20 protein-coding genes are annotated in these 19,009 nt (G+C 66.3%); 14 read left to right on the plus strand and 6 right to left on the minus strand.

Features of this window, described 5'->3' with window-relative positions:
* The first annotated feature begins 13 nt into the window (after positions 1 to 13).
* The 5 genes from recQ (at position 14) to ACOQPC_RS15420 (ending at position 5,319) form a co-directional block, all read left to right on the plus strand.
* Entirely contained in the window at positions 14 to 1,777 is a 1,764-nt protein-coding gene (recQ, locus tag ACOQPC_RS15400) for a DNA helicase RecQ (RefSeq protein WP_420606582.1), read from the plus strand.
* Positions 1,778 to 1,968: 191 nt separating this feature from the next.
* On the plus strand, positions 1,969 to 2,400 hold the full coding sequence (locus tag ACOQPC_RS15405; protein WP_420606583.1) for a TIGR01244 family sulfur transferase: 432 nt from the start codon (positions 1,969 to 1,971) through the stop codon (positions 2,398 to 2,400).
* Positions 2,401 to 2,574: 174 nt separating this feature from the next.
* On the plus strand, positions 2,575 to 2,973 hold the full coding sequence (locus ACOQPC_RS15410) for a hypothetical protein (RefSeq protein WP_420606584.1): 399 nt from the start codon (positions 2,575 to 2,577) through the stop codon (positions 2,971 to 2,973).
* Positions 2,970 to 3,917 (plus strand): sterol desaturase family protein, encoded by a 948-nt coding sequence (locus ACOQPC_RS15415; protein ID WP_420606585.1) that lies wholly within the window; start codon positions 2,970 to 2,972, stop codon positions 3,915 to 3,917. Before ACOQPC_RS15410 ends, ACOQPC_RS15415 begins: the two co-directional genes overlap by 4 nt.
* A 16-nt stretch (positions 3,918 to 3,933) precedes the next feature.
* Complete coding sequence (locus tag ACOQPC_RS15420; RefSeq protein ID WP_420606586.1) at positions 3,934 to 5,319, plus strand: mechanosensitive ion channel domain-containing protein; 1,386 nt, start codon at positions 3,934 to 3,936, stop codon at positions 5,317 to 5,319.
* Between the two features lie 40 nt (positions 5,320 to 5,359).
* Here the strand turns inward: ACOQPC_RS15420 and ACOQPC_RS15425 are convergent, their stop codons facing one another.
* Entirely contained in the window at positions 5,360 to 5,950 is a 591-nt protein-coding gene (locus ACOQPC_RS15425) for a hypothetical protein (RefSeq protein ID WP_420606587.1), read from the minus strand.
* Here ACOQPC_RS15425 and ACOQPC_RS15430 point away from each other — a divergent pair.
* Both ACOQPC_RS15430 and ACOQPC_RS15435 read left to right on the plus strand, forming a co-directional pair.
* Positions 5,933 to 6,712, plus strand: a complete 780-nt coding sequence (locus tag ACOQPC_RS15430) for a hypothetical protein (RefSeq protein WP_420606588.1) — start codon at positions 5,933 to 5,935, stop codon at positions 6,710 to 6,712. The genes ACOQPC_RS15425 and ACOQPC_RS15430 overlap by 18 nt on opposite strands.
* Positions 6,709 to 7,296: a hypothetical protein gene (locus tag ACOQPC_RS15435; RefSeq protein WP_420606589.1), complete on the plus strand. Its 588-nt coding sequence runs from the start codon at positions 6,709 to 6,711 to the stop codon at positions 7,294 to 7,296. The genes ACOQPC_RS15430 and ACOQPC_RS15435 overlap by 4 nt, the downstream gene beginning before the upstream one ends.
* A 135-nt stretch (positions 7,297 to 7,431) precedes the next feature.
* Here ACOQPC_RS15435 and ACOQPC_RS15440 read toward each other — a convergent pair whose 3' ends face one another.
* Genes ACOQPC_RS15440 through ACOQPC_RS15450 form a run of 3 tightly spaced genes read right to left on the minus strand, consistent with a single transcriptional unit; the run spans position 7,432 to position 10,830 of the window.
* Positions 7,432 to 8,976 (minus strand): acyl-CoA synthetase, encoded by a 1,545-nt coding sequence (locus tag ACOQPC_RS15440; RefSeq protein ID WP_420606590.1) that lies wholly within the window; start codon positions 8,974 to 8,976, stop codon positions 7,432 to 7,434.
* A gap of 15 nt (positions 8,977 to 8,991) precedes the next feature.
* A complete protein-coding gene (locus ACOQPC_RS15445; RefSeq protein ID WP_420606591.1) occupies positions 8,992 to 10,122 on the minus strand; it encodes a CaiB/BaiF CoA transferase family protein in 1,131 nt (376 codons plus the stop codon).
* 15 nt (positions 10,123 to 10,137) lie between these two features.
* Entirely contained in the window at positions 10,138 to 10,830 is a 693-nt protein-coding gene (locus tag ACOQPC_RS15450; RefSeq protein ID WP_420608166.1) for a COQ9 family protein, read from the minus strand.
* Between the two features lie 107 nt (positions 10,831 to 10,937).
* Between ACOQPC_RS15450 and ACOQPC_RS15455 the strand changes: the two genes are divergently transcribed.
* The 6 genes from ACOQPC_RS15455 to ACOQPC_RS15480 all read left to right on the plus strand — a co-directional run bounded on the left by ACOQPC_RS15455 (position 10,938) and on the right by ACOQPC_RS15480 (position 17,057).
* Positions 10,938 to 12,035 carry an alkene reductase gene (locus tag ACOQPC_RS15455; RefSeq protein ID WP_420606592.1) on the plus strand — a complete coding sequence of 366 codons (1,098 nt, stop codon included), beginning with the start codon at positions 10,938 to 10,940 and terminating at the stop codon, positions 12,033 to 12,035.
* 282 nt (positions 12,036 to 12,317) lie between these two features.
* Positions 12,318 to 12,560 carry a FeoA family protein gene (locus ACOQPC_RS15460; RefSeq protein WP_420606593.1) on the plus strand — a complete coding sequence of 81 codons (243 nt, stop codon included), beginning with the start codon at positions 12,318 to 12,320 and terminating at the stop codon, positions 12,558 to 12,560.
* Positions 12,557 to 14,422: a ferrous iron transporter B gene (gene feoB, locus ACOQPC_RS15465; RefSeq protein ID WP_420606594.1), complete on the plus strand. Its 1,866-nt coding sequence runs from the start codon at positions 12,557 to 12,559 to the stop codon at positions 14,420 to 14,422. Before ACOQPC_RS15460 ends, feoB begins: the two co-directional genes overlap by 4 nt.
* 152 nt (positions 14,423 to 14,574) lie before the next feature.
* The gene (gene ssb, locus ACOQPC_RS15470) at positions 14,575 to 15,093 is read left to right on the plus strand and encodes a single-stranded DNA-binding protein (RefSeq protein ID WP_420606595.1); all 519 of its coding nucleotides are present in this window, start codon (positions 14,575 to 14,577) and stop codon (positions 15,091 to 15,093) included.
* 62 nt (positions 15,094 to 15,155) lie between these two features.
* Positions 15,156 to 16,655: a dihydrolipoyl dehydrogenase family protein gene (locus ACOQPC_RS15475; protein ID WP_420608167.1), complete on the plus strand. Its 1,500-nt coding sequence runs from the start codon at positions 15,156 to 15,158 to the stop codon at positions 16,653 to 16,655.
* A gap of 204 nt (positions 16,656 to 16,859) precedes the next feature.
* Positions 16,860 to 17,057, plus strand: coding sequence for a hypothetical protein (locus ACOQPC_RS15480; RefSeq protein WP_420606596.1), 198 nt, complete (start codon positions 16,860 to 16,862; stop codon positions 17,055 to 17,057).
* A 77-nt stretch (positions 17,058 to 17,134) separates the two neighbouring features.
* Here the strand turns inward: ACOQPC_RS15480 and ACOQPC_RS15485 are convergent, their stop codons facing one another.
* Together ACOQPC_RS15485 and ACOQPC_RS15490 are read right to left on the minus strand one after the other, a co-directional pair.
* Positions 17,135 to 17,689: a YceD family protein gene (locus ACOQPC_RS15485; protein WP_420606597.1), complete on the minus strand. Its 555-nt coding sequence runs from the start codon at positions 17,687 to 17,689 to the stop codon at positions 17,135 to 17,137.
* A complete protein-coding gene (locus ACOQPC_RS15490) occupies positions 17,686 to 18,207 on the minus strand; it encodes a ubiquinol-cytochrome C chaperone family protein (RefSeq protein WP_420606598.1) in 522 nt (173 codons plus the stop codon). Before ACOQPC_RS15490 ends, ACOQPC_RS15485 begins: the two co-directional genes overlap by 4 nt.
* 163 nt (positions 18,208 to 18,370) lie before the next feature.
* Here ACOQPC_RS15490 and ACOQPC_RS15495 point away from each other — a divergent pair, with 163 nt between their 5' ends.
* Positions 18,371 to 18,871, plus strand: coding sequence for an outer membrane protein assembly factor BamE (locus ACOQPC_RS15495; RefSeq protein WP_420606599.1), 501 nt, complete (start codon positions 18,371 to 18,373; stop codon positions 18,869 to 18,871).
* Positions 18,872 to 19,009: the final 138 nt, after the last annotated feature.

Genomic DNA, 19,009 nt, shown 5'->3' on the forward strand with positions numbered 1-19,009 from the left:
ATAGGCTGCTTCTGTGCCTTCCGATCCCAACGATATTCTCCACAGCATCTTCGGCTTTCCCGGTTTTCGCGGGCGGCAGGAAGAGGTCGTGTCCCGCATCATGCGAGGGCAGAATACGCTGGCGGTGATGCCGACGGGCGCGGGCAAGTCGCTCTGTTACCAGATTCCGGCGCTGGCGCGGCACGGCACCGGCATCGTCGTCTCGCCGCTGATCGCGCTGATGCACGACCAGATGCGCGCCGCCGACTCAGTGGGGATCAAGGCGGCGACGCTGACCTCGGTCGACGAGAATCAGGCCGAAACGATGCGGCGCTTCCGGGCCGGCGATCTCGATCTGCTCTACGTGGCGCCCGAACGCGCGACCAACCCGGCCTTTCAGGACATGCTCGGCGCCACCGACCTGTCGCTGTTCGCGATCGACGAAGCGCATTGCGTGTCCGAATGGGGCCATGATTTCCGCCCCGACTATCGCCTGCTGCGCCCCCTGCTCGACCGGTTCGAACATGTGCCCAGGCTCGCGCTCACCGCCACCGCCGACCAGGCGACGCGCGGGGACATCCTCGTGCAGCTCGGCATAGCAGCGGACGGGCTGATTCTGGCGGGCTTCGACCGGCCCAATATCCGCTACGCCATCAGCCCCAAGGCAAACGCCGCGCGCCAGATCGCCGAGTTCGTGCGCAACACGCCGGGCGCCGGTATCGTCTACTGCACCTCGCGCGCCGCGACCGAGAAGCTGGCGAGCAAGCTTGGCGAGACCGGCCGCCCGACGCGCGCCTATCATGCCGGGCTGCCGCCACAGCAACGGGCCTCCGCGCAGGCAGACTTCGTGCGCTCCGAGGATATGGTGATCTGCGCCACCATCGCGTTCGGCATGGGTATCGACAAGCCGGACGTGCGCTTCGTGGCGCATGCGGGCCTGCCCAAGTCGCTCGAAGCCTATTATCAGGAAACCGGCCGCGCGGGCCGCGACGGCGATCCCGCGACGGCGCATATGTTCTGGGGTGCTACCGATTTCGCCACCGCGCGCCAGCGGCTGAGCGAAATCGAGCCCGAACGGCGCGAAGGCGAGCGCGCGCGGCTGAACACACTGGCCGCGCTGGTGGAAACGCCGGGCTGCCGCCGCGCGGTGCTGCTGCGCCATTTCGGGGAAGACCCTGCTCCGACCTGCGGCAATTGCGACAATTGCCTCGATCCGCCCGACACGCGCGAGGTAACCGAGCTGGCGCGCAAGATCCTGAGCGCGGTGTACCGCACCGGGCAGAGCTTTGGCGTCACCCATATCGAGGCGGTGCTGAAGGGCTCGGAAAGCGAAAGGGTGGTCGAAAAGGGCCATCACAAGCTGTCGGTCCATGGCATCGTCGAGGGCGAGGACGCGCGGTTGATCCGCCCGCTCGCGCGGCATCTGGCGGCGTTCGAAGCGCTGGTGCCGACCGAGCATGGCGGGCTGAAGCTCGGCCCCACGGCGCGCGCCATCCTGCGCGGCGAGGAACAGGTGCGCATGGTCGAGCCGCCCGAAAAGAAGCGCAGTGCGCGGCGTGACGGCGCGGCGGCCAACCCCGTCGACGACCCGCTGTTCGAGGCGCTGCGCGCACAGCGCAAGCGCATTGCCGCCGAACAGGGCATCCCGCCCTATGTCGTGTTTCACGATTCGGTGCTGCGCGAATTCGCCGCCACCCGGCCGCAAAACCCGGTCGAGCTGGGGCAGATCAGCGGCGTCGGCGCGAAAAAGCTGCTCGCGTTCGGCAAACAGTTTCTGGACGTGATCCGGCAATATTGAACATCAGTTCCTCCCCGGAACGGGGAGGTGGCGCGACGCCGTGAGGCGTCGTGACGGAGGGGCCGAAGCGGTTGCGCCATCAGGAAATGTCCTGGCCCCTCTCCCCCCCGTCCCGGGGGGGATTTGCATTCAGCCCTTCGACAAGCCTCATGCAAACGGCTAACGTCATCCCATTCCTTTCGGAGACCCGCATGAACATCCGCCAGATCAACGACAGTGTCTACGCCGCGCCGCAAATTACCGCCGCGGACGTCGCCGAGGCCAAGGCGATGGGGGTCAGCCTGATCGTCAACAACCGTCCCGACGAAGAGGAGCATGGCCAGCCCCGCGGCGCGGATATCGCCGCAGCAGCGAAAGCAGCGGGGATGCATTATATCGCAATTCCCGTGACCCATGCGGGTTTCAGCGCGCCGCAGATCGATGCCATGCGCGCCGCGCTCGACGAGAATGAGGATGGCAAAACGCTGGCCTTTTGCCGCACCGGCACGCGCTCGACGCTGCTCTGGGCGCTCGCCGAAGCCAAGGACGGGCAGGATCCCGACGCGATCGAAGAAGCGGCGGCGGCGGCGGGCTATGACGTGGCGCCGGTGCGCATGCTGCTGGACGCCTTTTCGAGCCGGTGATGAGGATGGAGGGGATGTCCAAATCCTCCCCATATATGAGGAGGGGGACCGCTCGGCGAAGCCGAGTGGTGGAGGGGGTTCGCCCCACAGAGCAAGGCGCGAGGAGGAAAACCCCCTCCGTCACGACGCCTGTCGGCGCCGTGCCACCTCCCCATGGATGGGGAGGATTTTAACATGGACCTTACCACCATTCTCGGCTCGCTCGGTGCCATCGCGGTGGTGGTGCTGATCGTGCGCGCCTTGCGGTTCGACGCGAAGAAACTCGGCGAGGACGATGCGGAGCGGTTTGCCGAGGAGATGATCGCCGGTTTTCAGGCGATCGACATGGTCACCTGCAAGGGCAGGCAGGCGGCGCTGGTGCTGGGGCAGGACGGGCGGGTCGTGCTGCTGAAACGCACCGGCGGGCGCTATGCGGCGCGCGCGCTGGAGCCGCCGATCCGCTGCGAACGGCCGGAGCCGGATCGGCTCGTCATCGACAGCGCGGAGCGGCATTTCGGCAGGATCGAGGTCACGCTCGACGAGGCCGATCTGTGGCAGCGCCGCCTGCGGGGCGAGGGTGATCCGCCCGCATGAACGACCTTCCGAATCCCATCACCTACGCCATCCCCGCCTTCGTTCTGCTGATGATCGTCGAGATCGCGGTCATGCGGCGACGCGGGGGCGAGGCGTATGCGACCGCCGACACCGCCACCTCGCTGCTGCTCGGGCTCGGCAGCACGATCGCGGGCGCGCTGTCCGCCGGGCTGATCTATGCGCTCGCCGTCGGCGTATATGATTTCGGTGGCGGCACATTGCAGCTGCCGCAATTCGGCTTCGCCTGGTGGGCGTGGCCGCTCTGCTTCCTGCTCGACGACCTGATGTACTACGTCTTCCACCGCTCGGCCCACCGCGTCCGCTGGTTCTGGGCGGCGCATGTCGTGCATCATTCGAGCCAGCATTATAATCTCTCGACCGCGCTGCGGCAGACCTGGACCGGATTTCTGGCGCTGGCCTTCGTCTTCCGCCTGCCGCTGTTTCTGATCTTTCCGCCTGCGATGCTGTTCTTCTGCGCGGGGCTGAACCTGATCTACCAGTTCTGGATCCATACCGAGGCGGTGCGGCGGATGCCGGGCTGGTTCGAGGCGGTGATGAACACGCCCAGCCACCACCGCGTCCATCACGGCACCAACGCGCGCTATCTCGACCGCAACTATGCCGGCGTATTCATCGTCTGGGACCGGCTGTTCGGCACCTTCGAACCCGAGCGGGACGACGAACGCATCCATTACGGGCTGGTCCACAATCTCGGCAGTTTCAACCTGCTCTGGGCCGCGTTCCACGAGTGGGCGGGGATCGTTCGCGACGTCTGGCAGGCGCCTTGGCGGCACAAGCTGAATTATCTGATCCGTGAGCCCGGCTGGAGCCACGACGCCAGCCGCACGACCAGCGCCGATATCCGCGCGCGCTGGGAGGCGGGGCGGGTCGCCGATCGAGAAATTGGCAAGAGCCGCGCTTGCGCTAAGGGTAAGGAATCATGAACGGAACCGCCAGACCATGAAACCGGCCCCCGTCGCTGCCGCGCTCATCCTCGGGTTTTTCGCCGCGCCGCTGTCGGCGCAGAGCCTGCCGGGCTTCGGGAGCACCCGCACCAGCCAAGCCGCAGCGGTGGTCGATCCCGAAGAAAGCACCGCCGCGATCTCGACCACGGAGGCGGCGGACACGGACAGCGCCATCGCCGGACGGCTGCGCGGGATCTACCGTGAGCTGGATGGGCTGGAGCCGACGCGGGTAGCGGTCGATTCCGGCGTGGTTACGCTGTCCGGCTCGGTTGCCGAGCCCGGCGATATCGACCGCGCCCGGCAGATCGCGCTGCGCGTCGATGGCGTGGTCGCGGTGCAGAATGATCTAAAGCGCGACGGCGATGTGTCGCAGAACCTGGCCCCGGTAATGGGCCGTCTGAACGCGCGGCTCCGGCAGATCGTCCAGATGCTGCCGCTGTTGGCCATCGCCCTTATCATCCTGATCCTGTTCTGGCTGGCCGGCAGCGCGCTGGCGCGGGCGAGATCGTTCTGGACGCGGATTTCTCCCAACAGCTTCCTGGCCGATCTGATCGCGACGACCGTGCGGCTGCTGGTGATCCTGATGGGCCTCGTCATCGCTCTCGACCTGCTCGGCGCGACCACCCTGCTCGGCGCGATTCTGGGGTCGGCCGGGGTCGTCGGTCTCGCCATCGGCTTCGCGGTCAAGGATACGGTCGACAATTATGTCAGCTCGCTGATGCTTTCGATCCGCCAGCCCTTCCGCGCCAACGACCATGTGGTGATCGGGGATCGCGAAGGCCGCGTGATCCGCCTCACCAGCCGCGCCACCATATTGATGACGCTCGACGGCAACCATCTGCGCATTCCCAACAGCACGGTGTTCATGGCCGAAATCCTGAACTACACGCGCAACCCCGAACGGCGCTTCGATTTCATGCTGGGCGTCGATGCCGACGACGATCCGGGCGAAGCCATGAAGGTCGGCACCGAGCGCTTGCGTCGGCTATCCTTCGTGCTGCCCGATCCCGCGCCCGGCGCGCGGCTCGAGGAGGTCGGTGACAGCAACATCATGCTGCGGTTCCTGGGCTGGATCGACCAGACCGAGACCGACTGGTTCAAGGCCCGCAGCGCCGCGATCCGCGCGGTGAAGATCACGCTGGAGGAACGCGGTTTCGGCCTGCCCGAACCGATCTACCGCTTGCGCTTCGACAGCGGCAGCCCGCTGGAAATCGCGCGCGGCGTTCCCGCTGCGCCTGCTCCTGCCGCCAAAGCTCCGGCGGCGGCATCGGCGGATCATGAAGATGTCTCGGCCGACGACGATATCGAGGAAAAGGTGCAGGAGGAACGCGCGAGCAGCCAGGAGGAGGACATGCTCGATCACCAGCGGCCGATCGAATGAAGCCTCGATCGAAGGCGTTGCGGGCTCGGTAAGTTTAGCGTTAAGAATGTGTCAAACCGGCAGGTCCTTCGATCGACCTCTCGGCGGGCGGCAGGCAATCGCGTACCGGTTCGTCGACAGCCGAGACGATGGTCCTTCGGTCGCCCAAGGACGTCACTATCATGCGACTTATCGGATTGGCGCTGACGACCTTGTTGCTGGTGGCGGTCGCGCTCGTGATCGCCCGGTCGGACCGGGTCGGTGCTGCCTGCGCGAAGGCACGCACGACCAGTCGTTCGAGATCCAGCTGACACCGGCGGAGCTTGCCGCGCATCAGCTCGACATTTCGCTCAGCCTGCAGGGCCGCGGCCGGATTACGCAGTGCAATGCGGACAACAGCGTCGCGGCGGTGGTCGAGATCGAACCCGAAAGCGGCCTGCGCCTGGCGCTGGACGGCCCGGTCGAGACGGCGCTCGATCGGCTGCTGCTTACCGGCGGCCGCGTGCCGGTCGCCTAGCCGGACGGCAAGCTGCAGTTCGCGCGGTTGCAGGCGATCGTCTTTGCCGCGCGGCTCGCGGCCAAGGGCCACGAACCGATTTTCGACGGCGACGGCGGGGGATTGAAGGGAGAGCCTTTGCAGAGTCTGGCGCAAGCGCCGTCGCTCCGCGCGACCGACGGTCCCTCGCCCGAATTTCCGATCGCCCTGGCCGAAGACGGTTTGGGCGGCGCGCGGCGTTTCTACCGCAGCACGGCATGGCGATACGATGCGCTGCCGCAGCGCCGGCTTCCCGCGTCGCTCGATCTCTCGCTGGCGCTCGGCCCGCTTCCGGATGGCGGCACCTGGACCGTCTCGGTCGTCATGAACGGCGAGCTGCTACTGGCCGAGCGCTCCAGGGCGGGGAATTTTCAGAAGATCATCGCCATTCCGGCCGCCGGCCAGCGCGCCGACAATCATCTGGAAATCATCGCCTCGGCGGTACGGTCGGATGACGACGTCTGCAGCGAGGGGCCTGAAGTGATCGCCGAACTTCGCGGCGATAGCGTCCTGACCGGCCCCGGCGATGCGTTCGGCAACATGCTCAGCGAACTGGCCGAGAGACTGGGCCGGGCAGGATCGGTCGCGCTCACCTCCGACAAGCGGCTTTCGGCGGCCGACGCACAGCAGGCGGCGGGTCTTTTGCAGGCGCTCTCGCCGCAGCGGCTTCGCTTCAACCGCACGACCGGCCGCGCCCGCATTCACGTCCTCAACAGCGCCGCCATATCCGCCGCAAGCCCGGGCGCCCGGCGCTGGCTGGTCTGGCGGGGCGACCAGGATGCCGGCATCCTGCACGCGGAGCGCCTCGGTTCGTCCGCCACGCAGCGGCCACCCGCGCCGCAATCGATCGCTTTGCTCATCACCCTGCCCACGTCATGAACGCCGCCACCAGCCTGGGCCGGGGGCAGGCCCAGTTCGGATCGGTCGACAGCATGCCGCACCGGCTCGCAACGCCGGTGCCGCACTGGAAGCCGCTGCTCTTGCTGGCGCTGTTCTCGCTGCTCGCCCTCGTGCAACTGCGCATGCTCGCCTCGCCAGCGACCGCAACGCTGTTCGCGAAAACGCGGCGCGATCCCGCGCTGGTCAACCGGTTCGATTATGACGGCGAATATGGCACCGTGCTCAACCGCTTTCTGGTGGAGGCCGCCATCGGCCACCCGCTGACGGTGCACGGCACCGGCGGACAGACCCGCGCCTTCATCAACATCCAGAATACGGTCGGGTGCATCGCGCTGGCGCTGGCCCACCCACCGGAAAGCGGAGAGCGGATGAAGATCGCCAATCAGGTCGCCGAAACCATGCGCGTCGAGGATTTGGCCAAGCTGGTGTCGCAGCTGTCCGGCGCGGAAATCTCATACGTCACCAATCCGCGCAAGGAGGCGGCGCAGAACGATCTGGCGGTGAGCAACGCCACGTTCCGCGGCCTGGGTCTCGATCCGATCATGCGAGAGACGCGCTGCTGAACGAAACGATCGAAATTTCGGTCAATTACAAGGACCGCATCAACCTTGACAAAATCCCCGCGCGCACCGCGTGGAACCGGGAACAGGCGGCAAAACTGACCGGTGCCGGCGGGCGCTAAGGTCAACGTCCGCCGTTCACGCCTTGCCCCGATATTCGTCGCGCAGCAGGCGCTTGTAGAGCTTGCCGGTCTCGGCGCGCGGCAGTTCGGCGCGGAAATCATAGCGGCGCGGCGCCTTGACGCGGCTGAGATGCGCGCGGACGAAACTGCCCAGTTCGGCGGCCAGCGCATCGCGGTCCGCCGCCGGATCGGCCGGGCGGATGATCGCGACCACCTCCTCGCCCATTTCCTCATGCGGCGCGCCGATCACCGCGACATCGGCGACGGCGGGATGGGTGACCAGCAGGTTCTCGATCTCCTGCGGATAGATGTTGACCCCGCCCGAGATGATCATGAAACTCTTGCGGTCCGTGAGGTAGAGATAGCCCTCCTCGTCCATCCAGCCGACATCGCCCAGCGTGGTCCAGCCCTTGCCGTTGGTCGCCTCGGCGGTCTTTTGCGTGTCGTTGTGATATTCGAACGGCGGCGCTTCGGCGAAATAGACCGTGCCTTCCGCGCGCGCGGGCAGCACTTCGCCGTCCTCGCCGACGATCCGGGTCTGCGAGGTCAGGTTGCGGCCGACCGAGCCCTTGTGCTCCAGCCATTCGGCGCTGGAGATGGCGCAGAAGCCGTTGCCCTCGGTCCCGGCATAATATTCGCCGACGATCGGCCCCCACCAGTCAATCATCGCCTGCTTGACCGGGATCGGGCAGGGTGCCGCGGCGTGCCATACTGCCTTGAGGCTCGCCATGTCGTGGCGCGCGCGGACGTCGTCGGGCAGTTTGAGCATGCGGATGAAATGCGTCGGCACCCATTGCGCATGGGTGATTCTGTAACGCTCGATCAGGCGCAGCGCTTCCCCGGCATCGAAGCGGTCCATCACCACCACCGTCCCGCCGAGCTGCTGCACCGCCATCGACCAGCGCAGCGGCGCGGCATGGTAGAGCGGGGCCGGCGAGAGATAGACCATCTCAGGCGTGAAGCCATAAAGCGCCCGCCCGAGCATCACCAGCGGCGAGACATTGGTGCCGAAAGGCTCCTCGCTCAGCGGGTGCTTGACGCCCTTCGGCCTGCCGGTGGTGCCCGACGAATAGAGCATGATGCCACCGGATTGCGGATCGTCGAGCGGCGCGGGCGAGTGCCTATCGCGCGCATCTTCATAGGAGCGATAGCCCGGGATCGTGCCGTCGACCATGTAACGATCGACATCCCCGATCAGCCCCAGCAGTTCGGCGGCGACCGAAGCGACGCCCTTGCCGGCGATCAGCACGCGGCAATCGCCGTCGCGGATGATATAGTCCGCCTCGGCCGGATTGAGCTTGGACGAGATGCAGGTGCAATAGACGCCGGTGCGCTCGGCCGCCCACATGATCTCCAGATAGCGCGGCGAATTGTCCATCATCACCGCCATGCCGTCGCCGCGCTTCAGGCCCAGCGAGCGGATCAGCCGCGCGCCGCGATTGGCGCGCGCATCGAGCTCGGCGTAGCTGACGGCCTCGCCGGTCGCCGCCATGATATAGGCGGGCCGGGCCGGATCGGTCAGGGCGTGGGAAACGGGATGCAGGGTCGGCGCTTCGCTCATGCTTCGTCTCTCTCCTCAGCCGATCGTGCCCGTTGCGCGCAGCTCCGCGATCCTATCCGTGCCATAGCCAAGTTCGCCGAGCAGACCATCGCTGTCCGCGCCCACTTTTGGGGCGGGCCGCGGCGGATCGGTTGGCGTCTTGCTGTAGCGCGGCGCGGGCGCGGGCTGCGTTACGCCGGCGACCTCGATATAAGTGCCGCGCGCCTTGTTATGCGGATGATCGGGCGCGTCCGCGAGCGACAGCACGGGGGCGAAGCAGATATCGGTGGCCTCCATCAGATCGCACCAGTGATCGCGCGGTTTCGATGCGAAGATCGCGCCGAGCTTTTCCTTCAGCGCGGGCCATTGCGACGGGTCCATCTGCGCGTCGAAAGCGGCGTCGTCCGCCAGCCCCAAAGTTTCGCGCAGCAGCGCATAGAATTGCGGTTCGATCGAGCCGATCGAGATGAACTTGCCGTCGGCGCAGGCGAACGTGTCGTAGAAATGCGCGCCGGTATCGAGCAGGTTCACGCCCGCCTCGTCCTTCCACATCCCCGCCGCCTTGAAGCCCCAGGTCATGCCGGTCAGCACCGCCGATCCGTCGGTCATCGCGCAGTCGATCACCTGGCCCGCGCCGCCGTTCCTCACCGCGAGCAGCGCGCTGACCATCCCGAAAGCGAGCATCATGCCGCCGCCGCCGAAATCGCCGAGATAATTGACCGGCGGGGTCGGTTTCATGCCGGGCCGCCCGATCGTGTGGAGCGCGCCCGACAGCGCGATATAATTGATGTCGTGCCCGGCGGCCTGTGCATAGGGGCCGGTCTGGCCCCAACCGGTCATGCGGCCGTAGACGAGCTTTGGATTGTCGGCGATGAGCACCTCCGGGCCGAGGCCCAGCCGCTCGGTCACGCCGGGGCGGAAGCCCTCGATCAGCCCGTCGGCGGTGCGCGCCAGCTCGCGGATCAGCGCCACGCCCTGCGGCGACTTCATGTCGACCGCGATCGACTTGCGCGAGCGTGACAAAGGATCGGTTGCCCGCAGCCGACCGCCGATCCGTTCCACCCGGATCACCTCGGCGCCGTGATCGGCGAGCATCATCCCGCAAAAGGGCCCCGGGCCGATCCCGGCGAGCTCGATGATGCGGATGCCGCTGAGAGGTCCTGCCATGCTTGACCGCCCCGCTTAGCGCGCGGGGTAGCGCAGGCGGCCGATGAAGCGCGACAGGCTCAGCCGGTCGCGGCCCTTGCCGGTCCACTGCGCCTTCGCTTTCTCGAACTGCATGACATTCTCGATTCGCCGCGCGAGGAAGGCACGGGTCTCGGCATAATCCTCGCTGTCGTCGTCCAGGAACACCGCCAAAGTGGAGCCGTAGACGCCGGTCAGGATCGCGCGCTTGGTGTAGTGATTGTAATCGGTGGCGGTGTCGCCCGCCATGCGCCACATCCGGTCGGCCGTGCGCCAGGCGATCTTCGCGGTGCGCGGCAGGTTCTGCGGCATCGCCTGCACCGCCATCGCGCGGCGCAGCGCCTCCTTGTCGGGCGCGGCGACGGCGAGCCGCGCCTCGATCATCGCCTGGATTTTCTCGCGGATTTTCATCGCGTCCAGCTTTTCGGGCGGCAGCTGGCGCGCCATTTCGGCGTCGGTCCAAGCGATCCAGGCGTCGATCATGTCCATCGCACCGCCCTTGAAGGCGAGTCGGGCGATGTCCGGATCGATCTCGGTGCTCGTCGCAGCCATCGCCACCGCTTCCGGCGTCCAGCCATCGAACGCGGCGTTCGCGGGCAGATGCGGGGCGAGCGCGGCGCGGATTTCATCCAGCGTGGCGTCGTTCGGCGCTGTGTCCGGGGGCGGGGCGGCGATTTCGGTCTGGTCCATGCGGCGAGGATAAAGCTTCGCTGCGCGCATGCAAAGAACTCCTTCGATTGCGCGAGGAACGGCCGCCCCCTAGCTGGGTTTCAATACGAAACCAAAAAGGAGTAGTCATGCCTGCCAGCCTGTTCGATCCGATCCGCCTCGGCGCCATCGAGGCGAAGAACCGCATCCTCATGGCCCCGCTCACCCGCGGCCGCGCAAACAAGCGCCACGTGCCGACCGAGATGATGGCCGAATATTACGCGCAGCGCGCGGGCGCGGGACTGATCATCAGCGAGGCGACGGGGATGAGCGCGGAAGGCCTCGGCTGGCCCTATGCGCCGGGCCTGTGGACGGGCGAACAGACCGAAGCGTGGAAGCCGGTCACCGACGCGGTGCACCAGGCGGGCGGCAAAATCTTCGCGCAGCTGTGGCATATGGGCCGCATCCACCATAGCAGCCTGAACGAGGGCAAGCAGCCCGTCTCCAGTTCGGCCACCACCGCGCCGGGCCAAGCCCACACCTATGAAGGCAAGCAGGACTTTGAACAGGCGCGCCCGCTTGCCCTCGTCGAGATTTCGCGCCTGCTGGGCGATTACGAATTGGCCGCCGCCAACGCGAAAAAAGCGGGCTTCGACGGCGTGCAGCTGCACGCGGCCAATGGCTATCTGATCGACCAGTTTTTGCGCGACAACGCCAATTTCCGCGATGACGACTATGGCGGCAGCATTGAAAACCGCACGCGGCTGCTCGGCGAAGTGACCGACCGCTTGATCTCGGTCTGGGGCGCGGACCGCGTCGCGGTTCGGCTGTCGCCCAACGGCGATTCGCAAGGGGTGGACGACAGCGATCCCGAGCCGCTGTTCACCCACGCCGCAAAGCTGCTGAGCGATCGCGGTATCGCCTTCCTCGAACTGCGCGAGCCCGGCCCCGAAGGCACCTTCGGGCGCACCGACGTGCCCAGGCAGAGCCCCGCGGTCCGTCAGGCGTTCAAAGGGCCGTTGGTGCTCAACAGCGATTACGGCGCCGAGAACGGGCAAAAGGCCTTGGACGAGGGCCGCGCCGATGCCATCGCATTTGGCCGCACCTTCTTGGCCAATCCCGATCTGGTCGAGCGTTTTCGTGCCGGCGCCGAGCTTAACACGAGCACGATGGCGACCTGGTACAGCCAAGGACCGGAAGGATATATCGACTATCCGACGATGGCGGAGCAGCGGGCGGACGCCTGACGCGTCTTCATTTCTCTCCTTCAGGGGAGAGGTAGCGGAGCTTGACGCGTTAGCGCCCAGCGAAGCTGGGAGAGGGGGCGTGCCCAACCACCAATGGTCCGTGCCGGAAAGCCCCTCTCCGCTGCGACTGGGCAGCTTGCTGCCCAGTCTCGCTCCCTCTCCCCTCAAGAGGAGAGGGTAACGTCTGTCGAAGCATTGCTTCGCGCGCAACGGCGGATATCTCGGAGGTCACCATTTCCCGCTGGCCAAAGCCCGCCGTTATTGATAATTGGTCGCAGTTTCATGAAGCTGTCCGATCTGCCACGCCGCGTCCCGGCCCGCATCGCCGCGATCGACTGGGATTCGCTGCCCCCCGCGGAGGGCAGCCGGCTGCGCGCGTTGGGTTTCGAACACGGGGCGTTCGTCGAAACCTTGCACAAGGGCATGCTGTTCTGGCGCGATCCGATCGCGGTGCGCATCGGACGCATGACCGTGGCGCTGCGCACCCACCATGCCGAGGCGATCGACTGCGAGGCGCGCCGATGACCGTCCACCAGCCACTCGTCGCGCTGGCGGGCAATCCCAATGCCGGCAAGAGCGCGCTGTTCAACGCGCTGACCGGCGCGCGGCAGAAGATCGCCAATTATCCCGGGGTGACGGTGGAGCGCAAATCGGGACGGCTGTTCCTGTCCGACGGCCGCCCGGTCGAGATGGTCGACCTGCCGGGCAGCTACAGCCTCAAACCGCACAGCCTGGATGAAAAGGTCACGCGCGACGTCGTCACCGGGCGGCTGGAAGGCCAGCGGCGGCCGGACGCGATCGTCGTCGTCGTCGATGCGTCCAATCTCGACAACCATCTGCGCTTCACGCTGGAGCTGATCGATCTCGGCTTGCCGGTGGTGGTGGCGCTCAACATGGTCGATCTCGCCAAGCGCGACGGGCTGGAGCTCGATCCGGACAATCTCGCCGCCGAGCTCGGCGTGGCGGTGGTTCCCACGGTCGCGGTCCGCAGGCGCGGCCTCGGCGAACTCAGCGCGGCGATCGAGACCGCGCTGGCGGGCGGCAGCAGCGACGCCCCGCTCCCCGCCGATCTCGACAACGAGGACCGGCTCGCGCTCTACTCCAACCGCGCGCACAAGCTCGCCCGTTCGGCGATCAAGAGCGAGACCGCGACGCGGCAGTGGACGCGGATCATCGATTCGGTGCTGCTCCACCCGCTCGCCGGCTTCGTCGTGCTCGTCGGCCTGCTGTTCGTCATGTTCCAGGCGGTGTTCGCCTGGTCCGAGGCGCCGATCGGCTGGATCGAGGGTGGCATGGAGTGGCTGGGCGCCCTGGTCGGCGGCGCGCTGCCCGGCGGGTTGATCCGTTCCTTCCTCGTCGACGGCGTCATCGCGGGCGTCGGCTCCGTCATCGTGTTCCTGCCGCAGATCCTGATCCTGTTCCTGTTCATCCTGGTGCTCGAGGCGACGGGTTACATGACCCGCGCCGCGTTCGTGATGGACCGGATGATGGCCAGCGTCGGTCTGTCGGGCCACAGCTTCATCCCGCTGCTGTCCAGCTTCGCCTGCGCCATTCCCGGCATCATGGCGACGCGCTCGATCCGCGACGAGAAGGACCGGTTGACCACCATCCTCGTTGCCCCGCTGATGACCTGCTCGGCGCGGCTGCCGGTTTACACCATCATCATCGGATCGTTCATCCCGGCCAGCAAGATCGGTCCCGGCATCGGGCTGCAGGGGCTGGTGCTGCTCGGTCTATACCTGTTCGGGATCGTCGGCGCGATGATCGTTTCGCTGGTCCTGCGGGGCAGCGTGACCAGGGGAGACGGCTCGGGCTTCCTCATCGAAATGCCCAAATATCAGCTGCCGCGCCTCCGCGATGTCGCCATCGGCCTGTTCCAGCGCGCCTGGATCTTCATGCGCCGGGCGGGCACGATCATCTTCTTCGCGACGATCCTGCTCTGGGCCTTGCTGAGCTTTCCCAAAACGCCGGTCGATAGCGGCATCAGCCAGGTCGATTATTCGGTCGCCGGCCGCATTGCCAACGGCATCACGCCGGCAATGGAGCCGATCGGTTTCAACCGCGACATCACGCTGGCGCTGATCCCGGCGATGGCCGCGCGCGAGGTCGCGGTGTCGGCGCTCGGCACCGTCTACGCGATCGATGCCGAGGACGACGAAGGGACTACCGTCTTGGGCGACCGGCTGGCGGCCGACTGGACGCTGCCCACCGCGCTGGCGTTCCTGATGTGGTTCGTGTTCGCGCCGCAATGCGTCTCGACCATCGCGGTGACGCGGCGGGAGACGAACGGATGGCGCTGGCCGGTGTTCATGGTGGTCTATCTGTTCGGGCTGGCCTACATCATGTCCGGCATCACATTCTGGCTCGCCCGCGCCGCCGGATTGTAGACCGGATTTTCGAAAATCACCCCGCACCGTTCGGGCTGAGCTTGTCGAAGCCCTGTCCTTTATCTAGACCGAGCGCGAAGCAGCAGAACGGCCCTTCGACAGGCTCAGGGCGAACGGAACGGGGCTGGACTGCGCCAAATTCGGAGAAAATCATGGCAGGCAGCGTAAACAAGGTTATTCTGATCGGCAATCTGGGCGCGGACCCCGAAGTGAAGACGTTCCAGAACGGCGGGCGCCTGTGCAATCTGCGCATGGCCACGTCGGAGAACTGGAAGGACCGGCAGACGGGGGAGCGCAAGGAGCGTACCGAGTGGCACACGGTGACGATCAAGTCCGACGGGCTGGTCGGCGTGGCCGAGAAATATCTGCGCAAGGGATCGAAAATCTACGTCGAGGGCCAGTTGCAGACCCGCAAATGGCAGGACCAGTCGGGCAATGACCGCTATTCGACCGAAGTCGTGCTGAGCGGCCCCGGCGCGGTGATGACCATGCTCGACGGCGCCCCCGGCAGCGGCGGCGGATCGGGCGGCGGAGGCGGCGGCTGGAACCAGGGCGGCAGCGGCGGCGGGGGCGGCGGTTCGTCCTCCGGCGGCGGCGGCGGATCGGGTGGCGGCTGGAACCAGGACGGCGGCGATTTCGCCGACGATCTTGACGACGAAGTGCCGTTCTGACCGGCGTACTGATCGCGGCGGCCCCTGTCGGCACCGTCGTCGGCGCGCTCGTCGTGCTGATTATGGCGATCCGGCGGCCTAGGGCCAACGGCGTTGCGGCGCCGCGAAAGTTCGATCGCAACGTCATCGTCATCGGCGCGGGCTCGGCCGGGCTGACCGCGGCCTATCTGGCGGCCAAGGCGGGCGCAAAGGTGACGCTGATCGAGGCGCACAAGATGGGCGGCGATTGCCTCAACACCGGCTGCGTGCCGAGCAAGGCGTTGATCAAAAGCGCCCGCGCCGCCGCGGCGGCGCGCGAGGCCAGCCGTTACGGGCTGAAGGACGCCGAACCGGCCATCGATTTCGCCGAGGTGATGGCGCGGGTACGCGGCGTGATCGACGCGATCCGCCCGCATGACAGCGAGGAGACGTTCGAGGGTTACGGCGTCGATGTGGTGCGTGGTTATGCCCGCTTCGTCGATCCGTGGACCGTGGAGATCAAACTGAACCACGGCGGCTTCAGCCGCCTCACCGCCCGGCATTTCGTCGTGGCTACCGGCTCCGAACCGATCGTCCCGTCGATTGATGGCGTCGAGGACAGCGCCTATCTTACCAGCGAAACGCTGTGGGATGCGATGTCCGAACGACAGACCATTCCCGAACGCTTCGTCATTATCGGCGGCGGGCCGATCGGCTGTGAACTGGCGCAGAGTTTTCAAAGGCTCGGATCGCAGGTCACGGTCGTCGAGCAGTCCGAGCGCCTGCTTGGCAAAGAGGACGGCGAAGCCGCCAATCTCGTCCGCGAACGGATGGAAGCGGAGGGCGTGACGGTGCTCGCCAGCCATGAAGCGTTGCGGTTCGAGCGGGATGGCCAGAGCCGCCTCGTGGCCAAGGGCCCCGATGGCGACGTCACCCTTATCTATGATGCGCTACTGATCGGCATCGGTCGCAAGGCACGGCTGTCGGGCTATGGGCTGGAAGCGATCGGCGTCGACACGGAAAAAACCATCGCCGTCGACGGCAAGCTGCAAAGCGCGCTGCCGCATATCTATGCCGCCGGCGATGTCGCGGGACCGTTCCAGTTCACCCATGCCGCCGGATTTCAGGGGATGAAGGCTGGCTACAGCGCGCTGTTCGCGCCTTTCTACACCCCCAGCGCCGCCGAGCCGGTGATGCCGCGCGCCACCTATACCGAGCCCGAGGTCGCCAGCGTGGGGCTGAACGAGGCGAGCGCCAAGGAGCAGGGCATAGCCTATGAGCTGACGCGCTTCGAGATGAGCGAACTCGAACGCGCGGTGGCCGAGAGCGAAACGGAGGGTTTCATCAAGGTGCTGACCAAACCCGGCGGCGACAGGATTCTGGGCGCCGTGGTGGTGGCTGCGAACGCGGCGGAAATCCTGACGAGCTTCACCATCGCGATGAACCAGAACATGGGCCTGGCCAAGCTGATGGCGGTGATCTTCCCCTATCCCAGCTGGGCCGAAGCCGCGAAACTTGCCGCGCAGGAGCACGCGCTGGCCCACGTCAGCGAGCGGCTGATCGGCGTGGCGCGCCGGTATCTCAAATGGCAGCGCGGGAGTTGACTTGCTGAGGGTTGTCCACAGGAAAGAACAAAATAAGATTCGACAGTGTGTTTTCTTAGCATTAACCAGAAAACCCCCGAGCGCTGTAACGCTCGAGGGTGATCTGAAAACCGCGATTGCAACGCGGACTAGCTAGCTTGGTTTCATTGGAGTCTAAGCCCCGCCTTGTCAACGTTGCATTCGCAAATTGCGAAGGAACAGAATTTGGCAAAAGAGAGAAAGCAGTCTCCGGCGATCACCGAGGAAATGGCTGCGCATATCCGCTATTTGGTGGATGTTCGTAGACTGTACCAGCATCAAGTCGCTGCACTTTTGGAGACGAACCAAGGACGCATTAGCGAGGTGATGACGGGTAAAACCTTCCCGAAAGCACCACCTGCACAGGGCGCATTTCCCTTTTAGAATTTGGAGTGCGGGGGCGGGAAGTCCTGCCCCCCTGAATTCTCGCTCCACTCCAATTTTCACGGCAAAATAGTTGGCTAGATTTGGCGGCCCTCTAGCAGCGCCTTGAGGCCGGACAGGGCGCCGATCGGTTCCACCTCGTCCTCGCTTTTCACGCCGGCTTCGGCCAGCACCTCGGCGGCTTGCGGACTGCGCGGATAGGGATCGAGCGCCAGGCCGAGGCTTTGCGCCACCGCCTCGCCCCAATCGACGATCCGGCCATCGTGGAACAGCGTGTCGAGCTCGTCCTCGCCCAGTTCCACCTCCTCGTCCGGGTCGCCCGGACGCGGCAAGGGCAGAAAGGTCAGGTCCACCGGCTCGTCCAGCGCGAAGGGCACGGGATCGCCGGTGGCGACGCAGCGCTGCGCGCCGCTTGCGCCGAAGCGGCCGGTCACGCGCACCGTCTCGCCGGTGCGCACCGCCTCCAGATCGGCGGTCAGTGCGTCCAGCACCAAGCAATCGAAGCGCGCCGCCAGCGCCGTAAGCTCGTTCGGCCCGGCCTTCAGCGTCGCCGCATGGGGACGCGATCCCAGCTCGCCGAGCTTGGCGGTGCGGGAGAATTCCGCTTGCTGGTTTTCGGCCGCGCCGATCACCAGTGCGCCCGCCCGGACAGCAGGGCGTCGGTAAAAAGCCCGGCCAGCGCATCGGCATGCAGCCGCATCTCGCGCGCGACATGCGCCACGCCCGCGTCCGGCGCCGGTTCCTCGCGAAAGATGTTGCGGCGGATCGCCGCGCCCAGCGTGCCGCCATTGGGCAGCGCCAGCCGGTAGGCACCGAGCCGCCCGCCGAGCGCGCTCATCATCTTGCCCATATGCTTGCCCACGCTGACGTCGCCGATACCGATCTGGCGCAGTTGTCCGTCCATATCGGCCACGAACAATTCGGTCAGCCACACGCTTTCCCGCCGTGCCTTCTCTTCGGGTTCGAGTCGCAACAGCACCAGCGAAAGCACCGCCGCGATCATGTCGAACCGCCCGTCGATCGTGTCCGGAACCGCGCCTTCCTCATACCAGTGCGGCGCGCGCGCGCGCGCCACCACCTGCTCGTAAAGCGGCAGCAGCGCGGCCGACGGATCGGCCTTGCCCCCGAAAATCCGCTGGATCAGTCCCATTTTCGCATGTCCCGGAGCTGGTGATCGGCGCGGTTCATCGCGCGCTCATTCGCCAGCAATATTGATATCCAGCGCGCGAGATGCAATGGCGACGCGGCAGCCCGGCATCAGGGCTTTTTCAAAGCGAGCCCGGTCCGCCGGGCCGGACCATATCGGAGTATGCATGCCCGCCACATTCGACACCCTGCTGAAGCTGACCGCGCTCGGCGCGATCGCCTTGGCCACGTCGTCCTGCGGGCGGCTGCAGGCGCACCGCGGTTACATCATGGACCCGGTGCTCGCCAGCTCGGTCCAGCCGGGCGTGGACAACAAGCAAAGCGTTCAGGGCACGCTCGGCGACCCGACGTTCAAGAGCCAGTTCGGCCAGGAGGAATGGTTCTACGTGTCGCGCAACACCCGCCAGCTCGCCTTCGCCGAGCCGACCCCGACCGCGCAGACGATCCTGCACATCACGTTCGATCCGAGCGGAAACGTCGCCGCGGTCGACCGTACCGGGCTGGAGCAGGTCGTGAGCATCAATCCCGAGGGCGACAAGACCCCGACCCGCGGGCGCGAGCGCAGCTTTTTCGAGGAGCTGTTCGGGAATATCGGCACCGTCGGCGCCCCCGGCATTCCGGGCGGCGGGAATGGCCCGAGCAACGATCCGACCAATCCGGGAGGGTGAGGGCCGGGTGGTCGCCCAACGGTTTGGCTGATCGGCAGAACCTCCTGGAAGATATAGTGGCCAGAAGCTCATTGGACGCTCGAATTGCGGCATAGCATCGAAACTTGCGACGAAGCGGGACGTCCCGCGGTGGGCGAG

Source organism: Novosphingopyxis sp., assembly GCF_965218915.1.
In the GTDB taxonomy this organism is placed as follows: Bacteria; Pseudomonadota; Alphaproteobacteria; order Sphingomonadales; family Sphingomonadaceae; genus Novosphingopyxis.